The sequence below is a fragment of the Ensifer sp. SSB1 genome (genome assembly GCF_016652895.1).
Taxonomy (GTDB): Bacteria; Pseudomonadota; Alphaproteobacteria; order Rhizobiales; family Rhizobiaceae; genus Ensifer.
The window spans coordinates 36533-58402 of record NZ_JAEPRP010000024.1; the positions used below are offsets into that span (position 1 = coordinate 36533).

The following is a 21870-nucleotide window of genomic DNA, read 5'->3' on the forward strand; positions in this document are numbered from 1 at the left end:
ATACGGTCCAAGGAAACACGCGGCGGGTGAAAGAACGACATGAAGGTAGTCATTTGTGGTGCGGGCCAGGTCGGGTACGGCATCGCCGAGCGGCTGGCGCAGGAAGATAACGACGTATCGGTGATCGATACGTCGGCAGCATTGATCGCCAACATCACCGAAAGCCTCGACGTGCGCGGCTATGTCGGCCACGGTGCGCATCCGGATGTGCTGGCCAAGGCCGGTGCCGATCAGGCCGACATGCTGATTGCCGTCACGCTCTCCGACGAGGTCAACATCGTCGCCTGTGAAGTGGCGCATGCGATTTTCAACGTGCCGACGAAGGTTGCCCGCATCCGGGCACAAAGCTATCTCGCGCCCGAATATTCGAACCTCTTCTCCCGTGAAAACGTGCCGATCGACGTCACCATCTCTCCGGAAGTTGAAGTCGGGCGGCTGGTGCTGCGTCGCATATCCTTTCCGGGCGCCATCGACGTCGTGCGCTTCGCTGACGATCGCATCGCCATGGTCGCCTTCGAGTGCCTGGAAGATTGCCCGGTCGTCGGCACGCCGCTACAGCAGCTGAGCGAGCTGTTCCCTGACCTGCTTGCGACCGTGACCGGCATTTTCCGCAACGGCAAGGTCATGGTGCCGCATTCGGACGATCAGCTGCAGGCCGGCGATATCGCCTATCTCGTCTGTGACCGCGACCACGCTCGCCGTACCCTGGCGCTCTTCGGCCACGAGGAGCAGGAAGCGCGGCGCATCATCATCTTCGGTGGCGGCAATGTCGGCTATTTCGTTGCCAAGGCCATCGAGGATCACCAGCCCCGAACGCGGGTGAAGCTGATCGAGAGCGATCGCGATCGCGCGGTGATGATGGCCGACAAGCTCAACAATACCGTGGTGCTCAACGGTTCGGCGATGGATCAGCGGATATTGGCGCAGGCGGACGTTCAGGACGCCGATCTCGTCGTGGCACTCACCAACAACGACCAGATCAACATCCTCGGCAGCATGATGGCGAAGCATCTGGGCGCCAAATCCACGCTCGTTCTCATCAACGAACCGTCCTATCAGGATTTTGCCGCCACGGCCGGCGTCGACGCCTATGTGAATCCACGCGCCGTGACCATCTCGCGCGTGCTGCAGCATGTGCGCAAGGGGCGCATCCGCTCGGTCTATGCGGTGCAGAAGGGCATGGCCGAGGTGATCGAGGCCGAAGCGCTGGAGACCTCGCCGCTGGTCGGCAGGGCGCTGCGCGACCTCGAGCTTCCCGAAGGCATCCGCATCGGTGCGCTCTATCGCGACAAGACGTTCATTCGCCCGGACGGCAATACCAAGATCAAGGCGAAGGATCGGGTCGTGCTCTTTGCCACCGCCGCTGCCGTGCGGCATGTCGAGCAGCTTTTCCGCGTCAGCATTCAGTACTTCTAGGGTCGAGGTCCATGCCGAGAATTGCCTATGTCAACGGCGCCTACGTGCCGCATGCCGACGCCGGCGTCCATATCGAGGACCGGGGCTATCAATTTGCGGACGGTGTCTACGAGGTCTGCGAGGTGCGCCACGGCTATATCGTCGATCTCACCCGCCATCTCGATCGCCTCGACCGCTCGCTCGGTGAATTGCGCATCGACTGGCCGATGAGCCGGGCGGCGCTGGTTCATGTGATCCGGGAAGTGATCCGGCGCAACCGGGTCCGCAATGGCCTGTTCTACATGCAGGTGACCCGCGGCGTGGCGCGCCGCGACCATGTGTTTCCGGCCAAGGAGACCATGCCGACGATCGTGGTAACGGCGAAGCGCACCGATGCCGAAGCCATTGCCAAGAAAGCGACGCTTGGGATTTCGGCGATTACCGTTCCGGAAAACCGATGGGACCGGGTCGACATCAAGTCCGTCGGGCTTCTTCCCAACGTGCTTGCTCGCCAGAAGGCGAAGGAGGAGGGCGCGCAGGAGGCGATTTTCGTGGATCCCGATGGCACGGTCAAAGAGGGCGCCGCGACCAATGTCTGGATCGTCGACCGCGACGGTACCCTGCGCACACGACCGGCGGAGCACGGAATCTTGAAGGGAATCACCCGCGCCACCCTGATGGATGTGGCAGGTCCGCTTGGGCTCAGGATTGAGGAGAAAGCGTTCTCGGTCGAGGACATGCTCGCGGCGCGCGAGGTCTTCATAACCGCTGCTACCAGCATCTGCTTTCCGGTCGTTTCGGTGGATGGCAGGCCGATCGGCAATGGCCATCCCGGAAGCATAGCACAGAATATTCGTGAAGCCTTTTTCGGCGTTGCGGAAAAGACATTGATTTGATACCAAACTTAAAGAGGTGTCGGGGAAGGTACTTGTGGCGCCTCTGATTGCAGATATCGACAAAAATGCACCGGCGCGAAACGCCGGCAAATAAGAAAGAAGCGGCGCGATGGCGGAACGTTCTCAAAACTTGCAGGATCTTTTTCTCAACACGGTCCGCAAGCAGAAGATTTCATTGACAATTTTCCTTATCAACGGTGTCAAGCTCACCGGTGTCGTGACGTCTTTTGACAATTTCTGCGTCCTGTTGCGTCGTGACGGCCATTCGCAACTGGTCTACAAGCACGCGATCTCGACCATCATGCCCGGCCAGCCGCTGCAGATGTTCGAGAACGAAGAAGCCGCATCCTGACGGGACGTTAGGCACATTACCAAGCGGGATTCAAAATCGTCGTCGATCATTCCGGAGCTCGAGAAGCTCCGCGACGACATGCGCGCGGTCGTCATCGTTCCGGTCTTGAAGAAGACCGGACGACAGTCCGCAGACGTTCTTTCGAACACGACGACACGCTCGGATGAAAGTCGCCTCGACGAGGCGACCGGGCTGGCGTTGGCGATCGATCTCGAAGTCGTGCACGGCGCCGTCGTTCCGGTGGCGCAGCCGAAGCCCGGCACCTTGCTCGGCACAGGCAAGATTGAAGAGATCGGCCACATCCTCGTCGAACAGGATGCCGGCCTTGTCATCGTCGACCATCCGTTGACGCCGGTTCAGCAGCGCAACCTCGAGAAGGAATGGAACGCCAAGGTCATCGACCGCACGGGCCTGATCCTTGAGATTTTCGGCCGCCGCGCTTCCACCAAGGAAGGCACGCTGCAGGTCGATCTTGCGCATCTCAACTACCAGAAGGGCCGCCTGGTCCGAAGCTGGACCCACCTTGAGCGTCAGCGTGGTGGTGGTGGCTTCATGGGCGGTCCGGGTGAAACACAGATCGAAGCGGACCGCCGTTTGCTGCAGGACCGCATCGTCAAGCTCGAGCGCGAGCTGGAGCAGGTCCGCCGCACCCGGCAGCTGCACCGTTCCAAGCGCAAGAAGGTGCCGCATCCGATCGTCGCGCTCGTCGGCTACACCAACGCCGGCAAGTCCACGCTTTTCAACCGCATGACCGGGGCAGGCGTGCTTGCCGAGGACATGCTGTTTGCGACGCTGGATCCGACACTGCGGCGCCTGAAGCTGCCGCACGGCCGCATGGTCATCCTTTCCGACACTGTCGGCTTTATTTCCGACTTGCCGACGCATCTGGTTGCAGCGTTCCGTGCGACGCTCGAAGAGGTGCTTGAGGCTGACCTGATCCTGCATGTTCGCGATCTTTCCGATCCGGACAACCAGGCGCAGGCGAGCGATGTGCTTCGTATTCTCACCGATCTTGGCATCGACGAAAAGGAAGCCTCCGAACGGCTGATCGAGGTCTGGAACAAGATCGACCGGCTCGACGCTGATTCCCGTGAGGCGCTAAAGAGCAAGGCAGCGACGTCAGGCAATACGGTCGCCGTCTCCGCGATATCGGGCGAAGGCGTCGACGAGCTGCTCGCTGAAATCGGTCGACGCCTGTCGGGCGTCCTGACCGAATGCACCGTCGTGCTCGGCATCGATCAACTGCAGCTTCTGCCCTGGATCTATCAGCACGCCATCGTCGATGGCCGCGAGGATCTGGAAGACGGACGTGTCAGTCTCGATCTCCGGTTGACCGAAAACGAGGCCTCCGATCTGGAGCGTCGTCTCGGAAATGGGCCGAAGCCTGTCGTGGAAGACTGGTAAGCCCGAGGCGCTTGCCCGGATCCGTTCCCTATTGTTTTCGTTAGGTTTGTATTTGTGGACGCATGTTGCGAACATGCGTCCTGTAGGCCTTAGCCGAGCTGCCGCTCGATCGCCTTGGCCGCCTGCCAAAGCTCTTCCATCCGCTCCAGAGTGGCTCCATCCAGCGTCTCGCCGTCGGCCTCGAGTTCGCGCTCGATATGGGCGAAGCGGCGGCGGAACTTGGTGTTGGTGCCGCGAAGCGCCATCTCCGGATCGGTGCCGACATGGCGGCCGATGTTGACCACCGCGAAAATCAGATCGCCCAGTTCGTCGCTGACTTTGGCGTGATCCTTTTCGCGCAGCGCCTGGCGCAGTTCCCCGATTTCCTCCTCGATCTTGTCGAGAATCGGTTCGGGTTCCGACCAGTCGAATCCGACCTTTGCAGCGCGTTCCTGCAGCTTCAGTGCTTCGACGAGTGCTGGAAACGAGCGTTGGACGGAACCGAGATGGCTTGCAGCGGCGTCCGGGGCGAGGCCGCGCTTTGTCCGTCGCGCCTGTCGCTCCGCCTTCTCTGCCTGCTTGATCTGGTCCCACTGCAGTTTGACCGCCTCGGGCGTGTCGGCATCGGAACGGGCAAACACATGCGGATGCCTACGGATCATCTTGCGCGTCACCGCCTCGACGACGTCGCCGAAGGCGAAGTCGCCCGCTTCCTCCGCCATGCGTGCGTGAAAGACCACCTGCAGCAGCAGGTCGCCGAGCTCGTCGCAGAGGTCGTGCATGTCGCCGCGCTCGATGGCATCGGCCACCTCATAGGCCTCTTCGATCGTATAGGGCTTGATCGTCTCGAAGGTCTGGACGATGTCCCAGGGGCAGCCGGTCTCGGGCTGGCGGAGCGCCGCCATGATGTCGAGCAGGCGCTTTATGTCGCGTGAAGGTTCCATGGATCTCAGTTCAGCGGAATGGCGTTGTCGTCCTTGCCCGACTGATAGCTGTCGGAAAGGCTCTGGTAGCGGGCACGGATGCGGGCATCCTGACCGCCGAGACGGGCTTGGGTTGCAGGGTCGGCATCTCTCGAAAGCGCGGCGATGGAAGCCGAATGCCAGAAGGCATTGTCCTTGGCATAGCCACCCGGCTCCAGCCGGAAGACTTCCTTCAGGATCTTCAGATCATGCGGGATCGCGAAGCTGTCGCGCGAATCTTCATGGCTGAAGAAATAATAGAAATTGTCGAAACCGGCCCAGGTGATCGCCGAGAGGCACATGGAGCAGGGCTCGTGGGTCGACAGGAAGATGAGGTCGCGGGTGTCGAGCTTTTCCGCCATCTCGTAGAAGCGTTTCAGCGTATGGACCTCGCCGTGCCACAGCGGATTTTCCGTCTCGTTGTTGGTTTCGGCCAGCACCAGCGATAGGTCGGACTTGCGCAGGATGGCGGCGCCGAACACCTTGTTGCCGGCGGCGACACCCTTTTCGGTGAGTGGCAGGATGTCCTGCTCGATTACCGTCAAAAGCCGTTCGGCGAGTTCCGCTTGGGTCATGTCATGCATCTCCGGCAGGTCAGTGAGCGCATTTAACGGAGGTTGCCCCCGCGGCGCAATGGCCGGGGAATGACCGGTGCTTCAGCGAGCCCGGAGATATTTGCTCAAAATGATGCACCACCGAGCAAAACAATACGTGCCCGGAAAGGCATTGAAATTTCTGTTCCTTCAATTGTCGTGCTTCATGCGGGATATTCGGCGCAGCCTGTAGAAGGAACCGTTTGGCAGACATGTCGCAGCAGCTCGCCGTTTTCCCCGCATTCTTTCGCGTCGCGCAAAAGCGCGTGGCGGTTTTCGGCAATGGCGACGAGGCTTTTGCCAAGGTGCGGCTGCTGCTGAACACCGAAGCGTCGATCGTCGTCTTTGGTGACGCGCCGGAAACCGGATTCGCTGACTATCTTCGTGGGCACGGTATCGAACATGTCGCCGCCGCATTCGCGCCCGAGCAGCTCGAGGGCGCCATTCTCGTTTTTGCGGCAACCGGCAATGCCGCCGAGGATCAGCACATCGTCGTCGCGGCGCGCGAACGCAAGATCCCGGCAAATGCCGTCGATCAGCCCGACTTCTGCGATTTCTTTACGCCGGCGCTTGTCAATCGCGCGCCCGTAGCGGTCGCCATCGGCACCGAAGGGGCTGGGCCAGTGCTTGCCCAGATGATCCGAGCGCAGATCGATCAGCTCCTTTCACCCTCGCTCGGTGTCGTCGCGTCGCTTGCTGCGAGCTATCGCGAGACGGTTGATCGTCTGGTGCCGCGCGGCGTGGCTCGCCGCCTGTTCTGGCGTCGCTTTTTCCAGGGCTCGGTCGCCGACAAGGTCGCCGGCGGCGATCTGGCTGCCGCCCGCCGCGAGGCTTCGCGTCTGCTCGATGCGCCCGAGAAGGCGCTGGGTCATGTCTGGCTGGTCGGCGCCGGTCCGGGCGCTGAGGACCTGCTGACGCTCCGCGCCCAGCGCGTGATGATGGAAGCCGATGCCATCGTTTATGACGCGCTGGTGCCGCAGGCGATCGTCGATATGGGCCGCCGCGACGCCGAGCGCCTTTCGGTCGGCAAGCGCAAGGGCTGCCATACGAAGTCCCAAGACGAGATCAACCAGTTGCTGGTGACGCTGGCTGCCGAAGGTAAGCGCATCGTCCGTCTGAAGTCCGGCGATCCGTTGGTATACGGCCGGGCCGGCGAGGAGATGGCGGCACTTCGCGAAGCTGGTATCAGCTATGAGATCGTCCCGGGCATCACCTCGGCCTTCGCTGCAGCGGCCGATTTCGAACTGCCGCTGACGCTTCGCGGTGTCGCGTCCTCGCTGGTCTTCACGACAGGCCATGATCTGACCGGAGAGGTCCTGCCCGATTGGGCGCGGCTTGCGGTCTCGGGTGCAACGATCGCGGTCTATATGGGCCGGACTGTTGCCGCGTCCGTCGCCGGTCGTCTCATGCAGGCGGGCCTTCCGTCGGAAACGACGGTTGCCGTCATCGAGAATGCCAGCCGCGCGGACCGCCGCCTGCTGCATGGCACGCTGAAGGACCTTCCGGATCTGGAAAACCGCAGCGAGCTTTCGGGCCCGGTCATGGTTATCATTGGTGATGCGGTCGCCGGCGCCAATTTCGAGCGCTCCGAGCCGCTCGTTGCCGGCAACTCGCGTAGTGAGAAGAAAAACGTTGAAGTTGCCTTCGGGCGCGACGAACAGATTTTGAACTGAGGAAGAGACGATGGTGAGCAAGGTTTTGACGGCAAATCGGCTTTCGGACGGCATCTCCGTCTGGCTGGATGCCGCCGGCAACTGGGTCGAATCGCTGCAGGATGCCTTCATTGCCCGCCATGCCGAGGCCGTGACGGCGCTCGAAGCCACCGGCAAGCAGGCGTTTGACGACAACAAGGTCGTCGACGCCAATGTCGTCGATGTCGAAGAGATCAATGGCACGCTCCGTCCGCTGCGCATGCGTGAGCGCATCCGCGCTGAGGGCCCGTCGATCCCCTATGCCGCCGGCTATAACGGCTTGTCCGGCCCGAAACACGCTGCCTGAGGAACCGATACCCGATGTACCGTTACGATGAATTCGATCACGCCTTCGTTTCCTCCCGCGTCGAACAGTTCCGCGATCAGGTCGAGCGCCGTCTGAGCGGCGAGCTTGCCGAAGATGCCTTCAAGCCGCTGCGGCTTATGAACGGCGTCTATCTGCAGCTTCACGCCTATATGCTGCGCGTGGCCATTCCCTATGGCACCTTGTCGAGCCGTCAGATGCGCATGCTCGCCCATATCGCGCGCAAGTATGACCGCGGCTACGGTCACTTCACCACGCGCCAGAACATCCAGTACAACTGGCCGCGCCTCTCCGACACGCCGGATATCCTGCAGGAACTGGCAAGCGTCGAGATGCATGCCCTCCAGACCTCGGGCAACTGCATTCGCAACGTCACCGCCGATCACTTCGCCGGTGCGGCCGCCGATGAGGTAGCGGATCCAAGGCCTTACGCCGAGATCTTGAGACAGTGGTCGAGCGTCCATCCGGAATTCTCGTTCCTGCCGCGCAAGTTCAAGATCGCCGTCACCGGCGCCGAGCGCGACCGCGCCGCGATCCAGGTCCATGACATCGGCCTGCACCTGAAGAAGGACGACACCGGCCGCATCGGCTTTGCCGTCTATGTCGGCGGTGGCCAGGGCCGCACGCCGATGATCGCCAAGAAGATCCGCGACTTCCTGCCGGAGGAGGACCTGCTGTCCTACACGACGGCGATCATGCGCGTGTACAATCTCCACGGTCGCCGCGACAACAAGTACAAGGCCCGCATCAAGATCCTCGTGCACGAGACAGGCGCCGAAGAATTGTCGCGTCAGGTCGAGGTCGAATTCGCGGCCCTCAAGGACACCGAGCTGAAGCTGCCCGAGACGGACATCCAGGCGATCTCCACCTATTTCGCGCCGCCGGCTCTCGAAAGCCGCGCCGAAGGCTGGGAAAGCCTCGCACGCTGGAAGAAGACTGATCCCGAGTTTGCGCGCTGGGTGCAGCAGAACGTGCAGCCGCACAAGCACCCGGACTACGGCATGGTGACGATCTCGCTGAAGCCGATCGGCGGCATCCCGGGCGACGCCAGCGACGCGCAGATGGATGCCGTTGCCGACATCGCAGCGGAATATGCCTTCGATGAAATCCGCGTCAGCCACGAACAGAACCTGATCCTGCCGCATGTGGCGCTGGCCGATCTGGAGCCGGTTTACCGAGCTCTGGTCGCTTCGGGCCTTGCCACCGCCAATGCCGGCCTGATCACCGATATCATCGCCTGTCCTGGGTTGGACTACTGCGCGCTTGCCAATGCGCGCTCCATTCCGGTGGCGCAGGAGATTTCGAACCGATTCGGTTCGCCGGAGCGCCAGGCCGAGATCGGCGAGTTGAAGATCAAGATCTCCGGCTGCATCAATGCCTGCGGTCATCACCATGTCGGCCATATCGGCCTGCTCGGTGTTGAGAAGAAGGGTGCTGAACTCTATCAGATCACGCTCGGCGGTTCCGGCGACGAGAACACCTCGATCGGCGAGATCATCGGCCGCGGCTTCGAGCCGGAGAAGGTGACCGATGCCGTGGAGACGATCGTCGACACCTATCTGGGACTGCGCCGCGACAGGCAAGAGACGTTCCTCGAAGCCTATCGCCGCGTCGGCCCGCAACCCTTCAAGGATGCGCTCTACGGCAGTGCGCAGGAAGCTGCCTGAGGCGCCGAGGAACAGACATGACAAAAATCTGGAAGGAAACCGGCTTCGTGGGCGATGATCCCTGGGTCATCGAGACGGAAGAGACGAAGGCAGGTTCGAACGAGAAGGCGATTGTTGGCCTCGACGCGTTCCTGGCCAAGGTCGCAGACAGCGACGAAACCGGCCTCGGCGTGGTGATTGCGCCGGCGGACGACGTGACGAAGCTCGCGCCCCACCTCGATCGCCTTGCGCTGGTTGCCGTCGCGTTCCCGGCCTTCAACGACGGCCGCGCCTTCAGCCATGCGTCGCTGCTGCGCGCGCGCCTCGGTTTTGGCGGCGAGGTGAGGGCGGTTGGCGATGTGCTGATCGACCAGATCCCGCTGATGCTGCGCTGTGGTGTCGAAAGCTTTGCGGTCAGCAATGCAACGGCTCTGAAGCGCCTTTCGGAAGGGCGCCTACCGGGCATCGCCGTGCACTACCAGCCGACGGCAAAGGCCTCGACCGACGCCAAATCCTACAGCTGGCGGCGGGTCTCCTAACATCACTAGGGCCGCGACAGTGTGAAGCACGCTGAAATCCCCGAAAGCGACTATATTTGGAAGGGATTTCCTTCCCTTCGCGTGCGGCTTGGAATATCCGCTCATTGTTGATAAACAGGGTCATCATTACAGGACTTTAGCCAGATGAATGCTCCGGCAAAAACGGAAGATTTCGCGATCCAGGCACCGGCAGGCGTATACGTCGAGACGGTGACGAGCGTTGAGCACTATACGGATCGGCTCTTCCGCTTCCGCATGACCCGCCCTGCCGAATTCCGCTTCCGCTCGGGCGAATTCGCGATGATCGGCCTGATGATCGGCGACAAGCCGGTCTACCGCGCCTATTCGATCGCGAGCCCCGCCTGGGATGAAGAGCTCGAATTCTTCTCGATCAAGGTGCCGGATGGCCCGCTGACCTCGCACCTGCAAGGGATCAAACCGGGCGACAAGGTGCTGATGCGCAAGAAGCCGACCGGCACGCTGGTACTCGATGCGCTGGTTCCCGGCCGTCGTCTCTACATGTTTTCGACCGGCACCGGCATTGCGCCCTTCGCAAGCCTGATCCGCGATCCCGAGACCTATGAGAAGTTCGAGGAAGTAATCCTTACGCACACCTGCCGCGACGTTGCCGAACTGAAATACGGCTTCGATCTCGTCGAGGAAATCCGCAACCACGAATTCCTGAACGAGATCGTCGGCGACAAGCTGCGCCACTATGCGACGGTGACCCGCGAAGACTTCCCGTTCAAGGGGCGGGTAACCGACCTGATGGTCAACGGCAAGTTCTTCTCCGATCTCGGCCTGCCGCCGCTCGATCCGGCCGTCGATCGCGGCATGATCTGCGGCTCGACCGCGATGCTGAAGGACACCAAGGAGATTCTCGAGGCTGCCGGCCTGACCGAGGGCGCCAACAACAAGCCGGCCGAATTCGTGATCGAGCGGGCCTTCGTCGGCTGATCCTTTTTTGTGCAGTCGTACAGTTCGAGGGGCGCACCTGGGGTGCGCCTCTTGTCGTTTGAGGCGATGCGGGGTGGAGCTATGCATTTGCGGTAGCTCGGCTCTGTTCATTCTGCGTATCGCGTGGCGTCGCCAAGGGCTATCGTGCTGCCGCAAAACTTCATAACGTGTGCGTGCAGCCATGCAGATTCAGCGCACCAAAACCAAGCCCGCGCCGTCCTGATGTGAGCCCCGCGGGCTCTGCAGGGAGGGCCCGATGAGCCGAGATACCCGAACAAACATCGAGACCAGGATTCGCTACGCGCCGCTGCGTGATCGAATCGCCACGCCGGAAGCGGCGGCCGCGCTCATCAAGGATGGCATGACGATCGGCATGAGCGGCTTCACCAAGGCGGGTGATGCCAAGGCGGTGCCGCTTGCGATGGCCGAGTGCGCCGCAAAGGAGAAGTTTCGCATCACGCTTTTGACCGGTGCTTCGCTCGGCCACGATATCGACAAGACGCTGACGGAAGCGGGCGTCCTTGCCCGCCGTCTGCCGTTTCAGTCGGATCCGGTTTTGAGGGCCGCGATCAACCGCGGTGAGGTGATGTTTATCGACCAGCATCTCTCGGAGACCGTCGAGCAGTTGCGCTCCGGCCAGATCAGCCCGATCGACTATGCGGTGGTCGAGGCGGTTGCGATAACCGAGGATGGCGGCATCGTACCGTCGACATCGGTCGGCAACTCCGCGAGTTTCGCAATCCTGGCGAAGAAGGTGATCGTCGAGCTCAATCTCAGCCATAGTCCCGAGCTCGAGGGCTTGCACGATATCTACATCCCGGCGAAGCGCCCGAGCCGGACGCCGATCCCGGTCGTCGCCTGCGACAGCCGTGCGGGCTCGCCCTCTATCCCTGTCGATCCCGAAAAGATCGTCGCCATCGTCGTCACCGAGAAGGAGGACAGCGCCGCGCGAATCTCTCCGCCGGATGCGGAGACGACAGCGATCGCCGGCCATCTTATCGGTTTTCTGCAGGAGGAGGTGCGCAAGGGACGGCTCGACATGACGCTCAACCCGCTGCAGGCCGGCATCGGCGTTATCGCCAACTCGGTCCTGAGCGGCCTTGTCGATAGCCCGTTCCATGATCTGCGCATGTATAGCGAGGTCCTGCAGGACAGCACGTTCGAGCTTTTCGAGGCGGGCAAGCTGAGCTTTGCTTCGGCATCGTCGATGACGCTCTCCAGCGCCTGGGCCGATCGGGTGTTTCGCAACATCGGCGCCTACAAGGACAAATTGGTGCTCCGTCCGCAGGAGGTGAGCAACCACCCGGAGATCATCCGTCGCCTGGGCGTGATCGGCATCAACACGGCGTTGGAATTCGATATTTACGGCAACGTCAATTCGACCCATGTGGGTGGCACCGACATGATGAACGGCATCGGTGGTTCCGGGGATTTCGCCCGCAATGCCTTCCTGTCGATCTTCGTCGCCAAGTCGGTTGCCAAGGGCGGGGCCATTTCATCCGTGGTCCCGATGGTCTCCCATGTCGACCACACGGAACATGACGTCGATATCCTGGTAACGGAGCATGGCCTTGCCGACCTTCGCGGCCTGGCGCCGCGGGAAAGGGCGCCTGTCGTCATCAACAACTGTTGCCATCCGGCCTATCGCGAATTGCTCTCGGACTACTTCAGACGCGCCGTCGATACGCGTGGTGGCCAGACGCCTCATATTCTCGAAGAGGCTTTTGATTGGCATGTGCGCCGACTGAAAACCGGAAGCATGCTGCCGGCAAAGTGATGTGTGACCTGAAGAATGGCGTGAGAATGAAATCGCTGTAAAAGCAAATGCTTGCAGCGATTTCTTTGGGGCCTGGCGAATGCGTCTTCAGGCGTCTGACAGATAGCTCATCAACTCCGCCATCGCCGCCGAAGCAGCGGGAGCGTCGGCTTTTTCGATCGCATCGATGACGACAACATGGCGGCGAACCGATCCGGCCATCTTCTCCGGTGAGGACGATGCAAACCAGATGCGGCGCGCATGCGTCTGCAAGGGTGCGAGTGCGGCAGTGAGGAAGCGGTTGGGACAGGCCTCTTCCATCAGTTCGTCGAAGACCTTGTCGGCCACGAGGAAACCTTCCATGTCGCCCGCGCCCAGGCATGCGGTCATCTCCGCGCCGCAGGCTTTCATCGCCCCTCGGTCATCAGCGCTTGCGTGCGTTGCGACCAGGGCTGCGGCAAGCGGCTCCAGCTGCTGCCGCGTCTGCATGACATGCACCTGGTCGTCCGGGCGGATCGTGGTGATCTGCAGGCCGACGCGCGGTCTGACCTCCATGAGGCCCTGCCAGGCAAGCTTCTGGATCGCCTCTCGAACCGGTGTCCTTCCAAGCCCCGCCAGTTCGATCAACTGTCTCTCGGTAACCAGGGCGCCAGGCTCGAGCTTCAGCGTGACGATGAGGCGTTCGAGCGCGAGGTAGGCGAGGTGCGCATGGGATTGCAGGGACATGCCGTTCCTTTGCTTCTGATATATCAGGAGCTTGCACATTTTTTCACAAGGAGGCAAGCAAGGCGAACATCGCGTCCCGATATCGCCTGTGAGGCTGACGTGAGCCTTGAGGATTATAAATAAGCGAGTGCTCAAAAATGCAAAATTTCAAAGGCATGAATAAAGGAAGCTCACCAGCCGTTTCCAAGGGGATTGATGTTGACGAATGGTAAGGGGCTTGTCAGTCTTTCCTTGGCAACAACCGTCTGACGTCGGCGTTGAGGGGCGCAAGATGCAAGTGGGCGCGTTTCTGGTCTGGTCGTTGATGGTGATTGCGGGGCTGCTGGCCGTGCCGGCAGTCAGCCACACCAATGGCTTGACGACATTCTCTTTAATGGCCTCTTCCGCCGCCTTCGTCGGCATGGCGATCGCCCAGTTCATGGCCGCGCGCCCACCGTTCGTCGAAGCCTTGTTCGGCGGCCTCGACCGCGTCTATCACTTCCACCGCAAGATCGGCATCTCCGTGCTGCTCCTCATCTTGGTCCACTACTTCCTGAAACCGGATTTCAAGGGGCTGGCCCTGACGAGCGGCCTGAACCAGCTGGCGGCCTCCGCCGGAAAGTACGCCTTCTATGGGTTCGTGGTCCTGTTCGTCCTGAGCATCGTCAAAGTCATCCCAAGGACGAAGATCGAGATCCCCTATCATCTCTGGCGCTACACGCACCGCCTGATCGGTCTGCTCTTCGTCCTGGTCGCCTTCCATCAGATGTTCATCAAGCGCCCCTATGACGGGACGGCGCTGTTGGCGGTCTACCTGAACATCTTCGCGGCAGTTGGCATATTGAGTTACGCCTATACCCAGTTGTTGCCGTGGCTCAGGACGCGCGGCTACGAAGTTTTCGAAGTGGCGAAGCACGAGGGCGCGACGGTAATTGTGGCACGGCCCATGGGGCGGCGCCTCCGCGCGAAGCCGGGGCAGTTCGGTTTCCTGCGCGTGATGAAGCCGGGTCTGCGCGAACCGCATCCGTTTACGATTGCCGGCATCGATGCCGACGGCGTCCTGCGCTTCGCGATCAAACCGCTCGGTGACTATACGCAGGCACTGCGTGATGAAGTCGCTGTCGGTGACCGGCTGAAGCTCGAAGGCGGCTATGGCCGCTTCAATCATCGCCGCGGCAGCAAGAAGCAGATCTGGCTCGCCGGAGGCATCGGCGTCACGCCGTTTCTGGCTATGGCGCGGCACCTGAAGGGCGATGAAGGGCAGGAGATTCATATGGTCTACTGCGTGCGCGACAGGCGCGAAGCGATCGGCCTGGAAACCTTCGAGGCGCAAGCCGAGAAACTCGGGAACTTCAGCTTCGTCCTGCATGATTCTTCCATGGATGGACGCCTGGACGCGGCCAAGCTGGCAACCGGAAGCGCGATCGATCCGGCTGAGGCGGACCTTTGGTTCTGCGGTCCGCCGCCGCTGAGAGAGGCAATCGTCAAGGGGTTGAAGGAGCTCGGCAAAGGGCCGCGACGGGTCGAGTTCGAGCAGTTTCAGTTTCGATAGCAGCAGATTTCAATAGCGACTTTTTTATCGAGGAGAGGGTTTCATGCGTGGTCTGCGGAGAGGGCGGGAGAGCGTCTCGCGAAAAGCCGGCCTTGGCACGGGATCATTGGCAGCGTCGGTGCTGCTCGCCATCACGGTCTGTCCGAACCTCGCAGAAGCGCGCGACGCCTTCGCCGATGACGCGTTTTCGACCTACAAGGCGAATGTCGACAACGGCAAATACATGTTCAATGCCGCAGGCTGCGGTGCCTGTCATGGCTCCGGCGATAATACCGAGCTGCTCTCCGGCGGCATGGAGATGAACACGGCAATCGGCACTTTCTTTGCGCCGAACATCTCATCGCACGTAAACGGCATCGGCGGCTGGAGCAATGCACAGTTTCTGAACGCCGTGCTGGTCGGTCTCGACCGGGACGGCGACAATCTCTATCCGGTCATGCCCTATACATCCTATGGCGGGATGAAGCCGGAGGACGCGCTCGACATCAAGGCCTATATCGAGACGCTGCCGCAGTCTGACGCCGCCTCGAAGGAACACGAGATTGCCTTCCCCTTCAGCCGCCAGACGACGATTACGCTCTGGAAGCGCAGCCACTTCACGGTGCCGGGCTATCAACCGCGCGAAGAGACGCAAGCCGAGCGCGGCCGCTACCTTGTCGAGAATGTCGGCGCCTGCGGCGACTGCCACACTCCACGCACGACCACCTATGGCCTGGACCAGGAACGCGCCTATCAGGGCGAAAAGGACCTGACCGGCGCGGTCGCGCCCGACATCAGCAAGGCGAAGATGGCCGGGCTTGCCTCGCCGCAAGTCTTCACCAAGGGTTTGATCGACGACGGTAAGAAACTCTCGGGCGCACCGGTCGCCGATCCCGTCATGCGGCGCATCGCCAAGGGCATGGCCGTGCTGGCGGAGGACGACCGCAGGGCGATCTATGCCTTTCTCGCTGATCGCGAGGTGAAGGCACCGGCGCCGGTGGCCCAGTCGGTGACGGCCGTCTGCAAGGAGAATACGGCGGCGGATGTGCTTGGCGGCGAAAACGCGGCACTGGCACAGCAGGCGGATGCCTTCATCGGCAAATACTGTCGCAATTGCCACGGGCCGGGTGAAAGTTCGCAAGGGAGCTACCCCGCCGGTGACCTCGCATCGATTGCAGCCGACGCCAATTTCGTGACGCCGGGTGACGCATCGAAATCACGCCTCTTTTCGACCGTCGTTAGCGGCCGCATGCCGCTCGGCAAGCGGCCGTCGACAGAAGAGATCAAGGTGCTGGAGGACTGGGTCAATTCCCTGAACGAAAAGAGCCTGCCGCAGACCGCGGCGGCCAAGCCAGAGCGCTCGCGACCGATTTTAGCCTACGGACAATTCGTCGAGGCAGCGCTGAAGGACATCGAGACGGTCGGCACACTCGATCGGCCGTTCATGCGCTACTTCTCCTATCGCGACCAGTACAATGGCATGATGGGCTGCGAGGACGACCAGACCTTCATGAAGCGTATGGACGTGCTCGCCGGCGGCTTCAAGAAGCTGCTGAATTCGCTCTCCTACGGCCCGAAGCTGGTTCTGCCGACTGAAGTCGATGGCACCAACGGGCTGCTCGTGCGCGTCGATCTTCGCGAGCTGCAATGGGGTGCTGCAGACTATGATTTCCTCGCCAGCCGCTATTTCTACGGAATGGCTCCAGAGAGCGATGCTTCGCTGGCTGCACTCGCCAAGGAAACGGCGACGCCGCTGCCGATCATGCGGATCGACTGGTTCATGAGCAATGGTGCCCGGCCGGAAATCTACAACCGATTGATGAAGCTGCCGACCCACATTGGCGAATTGGAAACGCGCTTCAAGATTGACGTGGCCGACAATATTCGCCGGCGCAACGTGCTGCGCGCCGGTTTCGCCGACGGATCATCCGGGGTGTCCGACCACAATCGCATGCTGGAGCGGCACGACATGCCCTTCGGCGGCTACTACTGGAAGTCCTATGATTTCGGTGGCGATCTCGGCAAGCAGGTGCTGAAGCGCTTTCCCCATGGGCCGAAGGAACTTGCGCCGCTCGACGCCGGCCTCGTGCCTTTCGAACATGACGGCGGCGAGATGATCTTCTCGCTCCCGAACGGATTGCAGGGCTATTACCTCTCGACCTCCTCGGGCAAACAGCTCGATGTCGGCCCGACGACGATCGTCTCGTTCCGCAAACGCCCGATCGGCAAGGGCGTGGAGATCATCAACGCGCGTTCCTGCGTCGATTGTCATGCGGACGGGATCCTGTCGAAGCGCGATCAGTTGCGCGAGCAGATCGAGACATCGACCTTGTTCAGCAAGGATCAGCAGGACGTGCTGCTCGCCATGTATGTGAAGCAGGAGGATCTAGACGAGACCTATCGCAAGGATCGCGAACGCTTCGTCAATGCGCTGAAGGCGCTGGGCGTCACCGAGCCCACGCCCGACGGCGGTCTCCAGAGCATGCACGCGCCGGGCGACGCCGAGATCATCACTTACTGCGCCGACAAGTATGAGGACGAGCTCGATTTCGACGCCTTGGCGGCAGAGTTCGACATGACGCCGAAGCAGTTCTCCGACGCGATCAAGCGGGTAACGAACACAGATGTACTGCGCCTGGGTCTCGACTGGGTGACGACGCTGGAAGCGGGTGGAACCATCCCGCGCAACGAGGTCGAGCAGCAATATGCCATGCTGCTGCAGCCGCTGCTCCAGCGTCGCCCTTTGGATACGTCAGCGATCGTCGTTGCCGGTGCCGAGCAATCGCCGGATGCAAAGCCTCAGTCGATCGCGGCTGCCGTGCCTGATTATCGCAAGCAGGATCCGGCGGCAGGCAACAAGCTCGAATTGGCGCTCAACGTGAAGTCGACGACGGCGAAAGTCGGCGACCAGCTTTCCTTCGAGCTCAGCGCCAACCAGGCCTGCGAGCTGCAGATCCTCTATGTCGAGGAGAATGGCAATGTCGAGGTCATCCCGGACGTGATGATCGGCAACACCACGCTGCAACCCGGCGAACGACGCCTGATCCCGCAGCCAGGTACTGGCACGCTTACCTTCGATACGCCGGCGCCGGCCGAGTCGATGCTGGCGTTCTGCCGCGCCGGCGGCCTCGGAGACCAGAAGCTCACGGTGGAGAAGGCACGCGAATACGTCTCGAAGTCGCGCCTGCCGCCGACGCGAGGGCTGGCAATCAACCTCGCCAAGCGGGCGCAAGGCGATGCCGGCGCCAGCAGTGTTCAGATGGTGACCTTCGAGATCAAGGATTGACGGGCGAACCATGGTGCAGCTACGGGCATTTCTCCTCGCTTCGGCGGCTTTGGCGGTCTTCACTGCGCCGAGCATGGCCTGCGACGGTCTTCGCCTGGCTTCCGAGGCGCTGAACCGCTCCGACGAAGCCGGCACCAAGGTGGCGGCCGATCCCGTGAACATGAAGGGCTGCTCGGCGACCGAGATCGCGCTGACGCGCCGCGTCGCAGCACTTGCAACCTTCAATCGGATTGCAGAGGCCGTGGGACAGGGCGCCAAGCTGGAGACCTTCGAATCGGAACTGACGGCCGCCAGCCGCGACGCCGGCGGCCCCTGGCAGATCCTTGATGCGCTCGGAGACATCAAGCGCGAACGCAAGGATTACGACGCGGCGGCGACCTCCTACCAGCAGGCATTGGAAGATGCGGCAAACGAGGAGCTGACGCCCGATTGGATGGCACCGGACAAGGACTATATCCTGCGTCTGGACAGGCTGGCTTCCGAAATGCGCTTGGCCGCGACCAAGCCCGTCACGCTTGCCGCGCGTGGTGCCTGTAAGTTCTCCTATCGTGGTGTGTCGATCAAGAAGAAGGCTACGCCGGTGCGCTACGTCTTCGGCACCGCCGAATTCACGCCCGAAGGCTTGCAGTCGGCAAAGGACCTTTTCGAATGCCTGAAGTCGGCGAAGCCGGCGTCCATCACGCTGATCGGCCACACGGACCCGGTGGGCACGACCGAGGCGAACAAGGCATTGTCGATCGCCCGCGCCGAGGCCTTGGCGCACTACCTCGTGGATGCCGGATATCCGGGTAGGTGGACCGTCGTCGGCAAGGGAGAAGAGGAGCCTTTCACGCCGGATGACCCGAGCGCCTATGACGAGGCGATGTTGCACCAGCTCGATCGGCGGGTGGAAGTGGACGTGGGGAACTAGCGGTGCTGGAGAGAATCCTGCTTTCGACGGCGCTGTTCGTCCTGCCCTTTTCACCGGTCTTCGCGGCCACATCGGCGCTTGTCGTCGGAGTGGATGTCTATCCGCATGAGGTGAGCCTCGATGGCGCGGTCAAGGACGCACGCGATGTCGCGCAGGCGCTGAAGGCGGCCAATGTCGACACGATCCGCCAATTCATCAATGAGCAGGCGACGAAGGACGCCATACGCGCAGCCTGGACCGATCTGGTCGCGGGTGCTGCGCGCGGCGATACCATCGTCTTCACCTATGCAGGGCATGGCGCACAAATGCCTGAATTGATCGCGGGCAGCGAAGAGGACGGGCTGGACGAGTTCCTGGAACTGCCTGGCTTCGACAGGGGGCGAGCGGACGAAACGGGCAAGGAGATCATTGTCGACAACGAGTTGAGCGCCTGGTTCGCGGAAGCGGAGGCCAAAGGCATCCAGGTGCTGTTCGTGTCGGACAGTTGCTTCTCCGGCGGCATGAACCGCTCCATTTCGGGTAAGACGCGGCTTGCACCGATCGTGCGAGCGAAGGTGCCCCCACCGTCAGAAGAAGCGCTTCGAGGTGCCAAGATGAAGGACGTGGAACTGTCGCGGGTGACGATTCTCGCCGCCTCGCTCGAAAGCCAGCCGACGCCGGAAGTGGTGATCGGCGGCGAGCCGCGCGGGGCCCTGAGCTGGAGCTTTGCCCGCGCCATCGAGGGAGCTGCCGATCGTGACGGCGATGGTCGCATTTCGCGCATCGAGCTCGAGGACTATGTGTTCTCCAACGTCAAGCTGCAGTCGGAAGCCCTGCAGGTGCCGAACTTTACGCCGCAGGCGCCGCGCTCCGACAAGGAGATTGTGCTGTCCCTGTCGCGCAGCGCGACCATTGGCGCGGGTACGACGGGCGATGCCGGATCGAAATTGAAGTCGCCTCGGGGCATGGGCTGGACCGGGAAACTGGCGCTCAGCGTCACCGGCACGGCACTGCCGCTCAACAACCTCGGCGGCAGTGGTGTGCCCTACCGCTGGGATGCGGCAACCGGCGTGTTCTACACACCGAACGGTGATGTCGCCGGCGAACATATCGCGCCGGAGATGCTCCAGGGCGCCGTCGACAAGTTCATCCTGGTTGATTTCCTGAAGGCGCTGGCGACACAGAGCCCCGGCAGCGTCTCGCTCACGCCGTCGAAGGATATCTACACCGCAGGCGACCGGCTGAACTTCAAGGCCGCGCAGGGCGATTACGCCAACATGCTGGTTTTCAATCTGGCGAATACAGGGGAGGCACAGCTTCTCGATGCGCAGATTGCCGGCAGCGGCAGCCACGCGTTCCAGCTTCAGGGTCTGGAGGTGGTCGAACCCTTCGGCGCCGACCATCTGGTCGTCATCTCGACCAATGCGCCCATCGACGCCATAGTGGCGGCCTTCTCCAATTCAAAGCTCGATGCAGCAGCGCTTCTGCGCCTGCTTGAGACACGTTTGGAGGGCAGTCAAAGCACCGTCGCCATCCAGCCGCTTTACACGAGGGACCGGGGCCAATGAGCGCGCGGGGCACGTCATGGCGTAAGAGGTTTACTGCGATGGCAGGGTTCGTCCTGCTTGCGGCTCCGGCGGCGGCCGGCGACCGAGCTCTGCTCATCGGCGTCGGCAATTATCCGAACCTGACGCCAAAGTTCGCGCTGCAAGGGCCGAAGAACGATTTGGTGGCGATGCAGGGCCTGCTGACGGAAAAACTCGGCTTCGATCCGTCCTCGATCCGCGTGTTGAAGGACGAACAGGCGACGCGGGCAGAGATACTCTCGTCGATGAACACGTGGCTTGTTGAAGCGACCGAACCCGGCGATCGCGTCTATATCTATTTTTCCGGCCACGGGTTGCAGGTGAAAGACGAAGATGGCGACGAGAAGGATGGACTGGACGAAGCGCTGGCGCCCGTCGATATCGCCTCCGGCGAAACGGACTGGCAGGGCGTGATCCTCGATGACGAGATCGACCAGGTCCTGGAGCGGCTGCAGGGGCGGGCGGTGACGATGGTGATTGACGCCTGCCATTCCGGCACGATCTCGCGTTCGCTCTCCGATGACGTCTCGTCGGGCATCGAGGGCGCCCGTTTCTTGCCGCGACCTCACGCCCAGCCAGTCGAGCAGGCAATAACGCGCGGCCTCCGGATCGATCTTGGCGTTGTCGACAAGCCGAATCTGGTGGAAGCGGGCGTGACCGCCTGGAGTGCCGCAGCCCCCTACCAGATTGCCTGGGACGACGTGCGGCTTCCCGCCGAGGATCGGCACGGCGTGTTCACGGCAGCTTTCGTCGCCGGCCAGATGGGCGATGCGGCCGACGTCAATGGCAACGGTTTGACGAGCAATGCCGAACTGCTTGAATTCGTAAAAGCTCAGTCGGCCTCTTACTGTGCCTTGCAGGACAAATGCGGCAATCTCGACCCGCAACTGGAGAGCAAGGCACAGGCCCTTGGCGATAGTGCCGTCGCACCCCACGCGCTCGGTGCGGGTGGCAACGGGCAGGGGACGTACCAGCAAACCAACGATCCAAGTGCCATGCCGACGACCTATCAGGATGCCGATGCGGTCAACGCAGTCGGTGACATCATCGGCAAGAGCGAAACCGGTGACGTTGAGCTCACCTTGGACCGACCCACCACCATGAAGGCCGGCGACGTTTTCAAGCTGACGGTCACCAGCCGGACGAGCGGTGATCTGCTGCTTTTCGACGTGAGCAGTCAGGGCAAGGCGACGCAGATCTTCCCAAACGAGTTCGCGCAGAAGATCACGCCGCTTGCGCCGAGCGTGCCCCTGACGTTGCCGGACGAATATTATGGCTTCGATTTCGAGGCCTCGGGCGACGGGGACAGCATCTTCGTGGCGCTCGTGGTCAGCGATGCCGTTGACTTGAGCGATGTGGCGCCGAAAAGCCGCGGGCT

At 61.8% G+C, this 21870-nt stretch carries 18 protein-coding genes; 15 read left to right on the forward strand and 3 right to left on the reverse strand.

Translation table 11 applies throughout. The features are described from left to right. The first annotated feature begins 39 nt into the window (after window positions 1-39). The 4 genes from trkA (at window position 40) to hflX (ending at window position 4047) form a co-directional block, all read left to right on the forward strand. Window positions 40-1416 carry a Trk system potassium transporter TrkA gene (gene trkA, locus I8N66_RS08695; RefSeq protein WP_113537681.1) on the forward strand — a complete coding sequence of 459 codons (1377 nt, stop codon included), beginning with the start codon at window positions 40-42 and terminating at the stop codon, window positions 1414-1416. Window positions 1417-1427: 11 nt separating this feature from the next. After that, window positions 1428-2291: a D-amino-acid transaminase gene (locus tag I8N66_RS08700; RefSeq protein ID WP_291152250.1), complete on the forward strand. Its 864-nt coding sequence runs from the start codon at window positions 1428-1430 to the stop codon at window positions 2289-2291. A 109-nt stretch (window positions 2292-2400) separates the two neighbouring features. Further along, window positions 2401-2643 carry an RNA chaperone Hfq gene (hfq, locus tag I8N66_RS08705; protein WP_003535434.1) on the forward strand — a complete coding sequence of 81 codons (243 nt, stop codon included), beginning with the start codon at window positions 2401-2403 and terminating at the stop codon, window positions 2641-2643. 78 nt (window positions 2644-2721) lie between these two features. Next, the gene (hflX, locus tag I8N66_RS08710) at window positions 2722-4047 is read left to right on the forward strand and encodes a GTPase HflX (RefSeq protein WP_291152440.1); all 1326 of its coding nucleotides are present in this window, start codon (window positions 2722-2724) and stop codon (window positions 4045-4047) included. 89 nt (window positions 4048-4136) lie between these two features. Here the strand turns inward: hflX and mazG are convergent, their stop codons facing one another. Continuing rightward, a complete protein-coding gene (mazG, locus tag I8N66_RS08715) occupies window positions 4137-4970 on the reverse strand; it encodes a nucleoside triphosphate pyrophosphohydrolase (RefSeq protein ID WP_291152443.1) in 834 nt (277 codons plus the stop codon). A gap of 5 nt (window positions 4971-4975) precedes the next feature. After that, on the reverse strand, window positions 4976-5563 hold the full coding sequence (locus tag I8N66_RS08720; RefSeq protein WP_291152446.1) for a nucleoside deaminase: 588 nt from the start codon (window positions 5561-5563) through the stop codon (window positions 4976-4978). A gap of 230 nt (window positions 5564-5793) precedes the next feature. Between I8N66_RS08720 and cysG the strand changes: the two genes are divergently transcribed. The 6 genes from cysG to I8N66_RS08750 all read left to right on the forward strand — a co-directional run bounded on the left by cysG (window position 5794) and on the right by I8N66_RS08750 (window position 12516). Further along, a complete protein-coding gene (gene cysG / locus I8N66_RS08725; RefSeq protein ID WP_291152449.1) occupies window positions 5794-7254 on the forward strand; it encodes a siroheme synthase CysG in 1461 nt (486 codons plus the stop codon). A gap of 10 nt (window positions 7255-7264) precedes the next feature. Then, window positions 7265-7579, forward strand: coding sequence for a DUF2849 domain-containing protein (locus I8N66_RS08730; RefSeq protein WP_113537675.1), 315 nt, complete (start codon window positions 7265-7267; stop codon window positions 7577-7579). 14 nt (window positions 7580-7593) lie between these two features. After that, a complete protein-coding gene (locus tag I8N66_RS08735; RefSeq protein ID WP_291152453.1) occupies window positions 7594-9264 on the forward strand; it encodes a nitrite/sulfite reductase in 1671 nt (556 codons plus the stop codon). Between the two features lie 17 nt (window positions 9265-9281). Continuing rightward, a complete protein-coding gene (locus I8N66_RS08740; protein ID WP_113537673.1) occupies window positions 9282-9782 on the forward strand; it encodes a DUF934 domain-containing protein in 501 nt (166 codons plus the stop codon). A gap of 144 nt (window positions 9783-9926) precedes the next feature. Next, on the forward strand, window positions 9927-10739 hold the full coding sequence (locus tag I8N66_RS08745; RefSeq protein ID WP_113537672.1) for a ferredoxin--NADP reductase: 813 nt from the start codon (window positions 9927-9929) through the stop codon (window positions 10737-10739). Between the two features lie 256 nt (window positions 10740-10995). Next, on the forward strand, window positions 10996-12516 hold the full coding sequence (locus I8N66_RS08750; protein WP_291152459.1) for an acetyl-CoA hydrolase/transferase family protein: 1521 nt from the start codon (window positions 10996-10998) through the stop codon (window positions 12514-12516). Between the two features lie 87 nt (window positions 12517-12603). Here the strand turns inward: I8N66_RS08750 and I8N66_RS08755 are convergent, their stop codons facing one another. Next, window positions 12604-13221 carry a GntR family transcriptional regulator gene (locus I8N66_RS08755; RefSeq protein ID WP_113537767.1) on the reverse strand — a complete coding sequence of 206 codons (618 nt, stop codon included), beginning with the start codon at window positions 13219-13221 and terminating at the stop codon, window positions 12604-12606. Between the two features lie 271 nt (window positions 13222-13492). Between I8N66_RS08755 and I8N66_RS08760 the strand changes: the two genes are divergently transcribed. The 5 genes from I8N66_RS08760 to I8N66_RS08780 form a co-directional block, all read left to right on the forward strand. Continuing rightward, window positions 13493-14752: a ferric reductase-like transmembrane domain-containing protein gene (locus tag I8N66_RS08760; protein ID WP_291152464.1), complete on the forward strand. Its 1260-nt coding sequence runs from the start codon at window positions 13493-13495 to the stop codon at window positions 14750-14752. A gap of 43 nt (window positions 14753-14795) precedes the next feature. Beyond that, window positions 14796-18017, forward strand: coding sequence for a c-type cytochrome (locus I8N66_RS08765; protein WP_291152467.1), 3222 nt, complete (start codon window positions 14796-14798; stop codon window positions 18015-18017). A 10-nt stretch (window positions 18018-18027) separates the two neighbouring features. Continuing rightward, window positions 18028-18927 (forward strand): OmpA family protein, encoded by a 900-nt coding sequence (locus tag I8N66_RS08770; protein ID WP_291152470.1) that lies wholly within the window; start codon window positions 18028-18030, stop codon window positions 18925-18927. A 2-nt stretch (window positions 18928-18929) separates the two neighbouring features. Next, entirely contained in the window at window positions 18930-20474 is a 1545-nt protein-coding gene (locus I8N66_RS08775; protein ID WP_291152473.1) for a caspase family protein, read from the forward strand. Between the two features lie 38 nt (window positions 20475-20512). Beyond that, the coding region (locus I8N66_RS08780; protein WP_291152476.1) for a caspase family protein at window positions 20513-21870 on the forward strand (1358 nt) is incomplete at its 3' end.

Bases quoted from the DNA above. Each gene is read 5' to 3' on its own strand.
- trkA (WP_113537681.1), top strand. From the start codon at position 40: ATGAAGGTAGTCATTTGTGGTGCGGGCCAGGTCGGGTACGGCATCGCC.
- I8N66_RS08700 (WP_291152250.1), top strand. From the start codon at position 1,428: ATGCCGAGAATTGCCTATGTCAACGGCGCCTACGTGCCGCATGCCGAC.
- hfq (WP_003535434.1), top strand. From the start codon at position 2,401: ATGGCGGAACGTTCTCAAAACTTGCAGGATCTTTTTCTCAACACGGTC.
- hflX (WP_291152440.1), top strand. From the start codon at position 2,722: ATGCGCGCGGTCGTCATCGTTCCGGTCTTGAAGAAGACCGGACGACAG.
- mazG (WP_291152443.1), bottom strand. From the start codon at position 4,970: ATGGAACCTTCACGCGACATAAAGCGCCTGCTCGACATCATGGCGGCG.
- I8N66_RS08720 (WP_291152446.1), bottom strand. From the start codon at position 5,563: ATGACCCAAGCGGAACTCGCCGAACGGCTTTTGACGGTAATCGAGCAG.
- cysG (WP_291152449.1), top strand. From the start codon at position 5,794: ATGTCGCAGCAGCTCGCCGTTTTCCCCGCATTCTTTCGCGTCGCGCAA.
- I8N66_RS08730 (WP_113537675.1), top strand. From the start codon at position 7,265: ATGGTGAGCAAGGTTTTGACGGCAAATCGGCTTTCGGACGGCATCTCC.
- I8N66_RS08735 (WP_291152453.1), top strand. From the start codon at position 7,594: ATGTACCGTTACGATGAATTCGATCACGCCTTCGTTTCCTCCCGCGTC.
- I8N66_RS08740 (WP_113537673.1), top strand. From the start codon at position 9,282: ATGACAAAAATCTGGAAGGAAACCGGCTTCGTGGGCGATGATCCCTGG.
- I8N66_RS08745 (WP_113537672.1), top strand. From the start codon at position 9,927: ATGAATGCTCCGGCAAAAACGGAAGATTTCGCGATCCAGGCACCGGCA.
- I8N66_RS08750 (WP_291152459.1), top strand. From the start codon at position 10,996: ATGAGCCGAGATACCCGAACAAACATCGAGACCAGGATTCGCTACGCG.
- I8N66_RS08755 (WP_113537767.1), bottom strand. From the start codon at position 13,221: ATGTCCCTGCAATCCCATGCGCACCTCGCCTACCTCGCGCTCGAACGC.
- I8N66_RS08760 (WP_291152464.1), top strand. From the start codon at position 13,493: ATGCAAGTGGGCGCGTTTCTGGTCTGGTCGTTGATGGTGATTGCGGGG.
- I8N66_RS08765 (WP_291152467.1), top strand. From the start codon at position 14,796: ATGCGTGGTCTGCGGAGAGGGCGGGAGAGCGTCTCGCGAAAAGCCGGC.
- I8N66_RS08770 (WP_291152470.1), top strand. From the start codon at position 18,028: ATGGTGCAGCTACGGGCATTTCTCCTCGCTTCGGCGGCTTTGGCGGTC.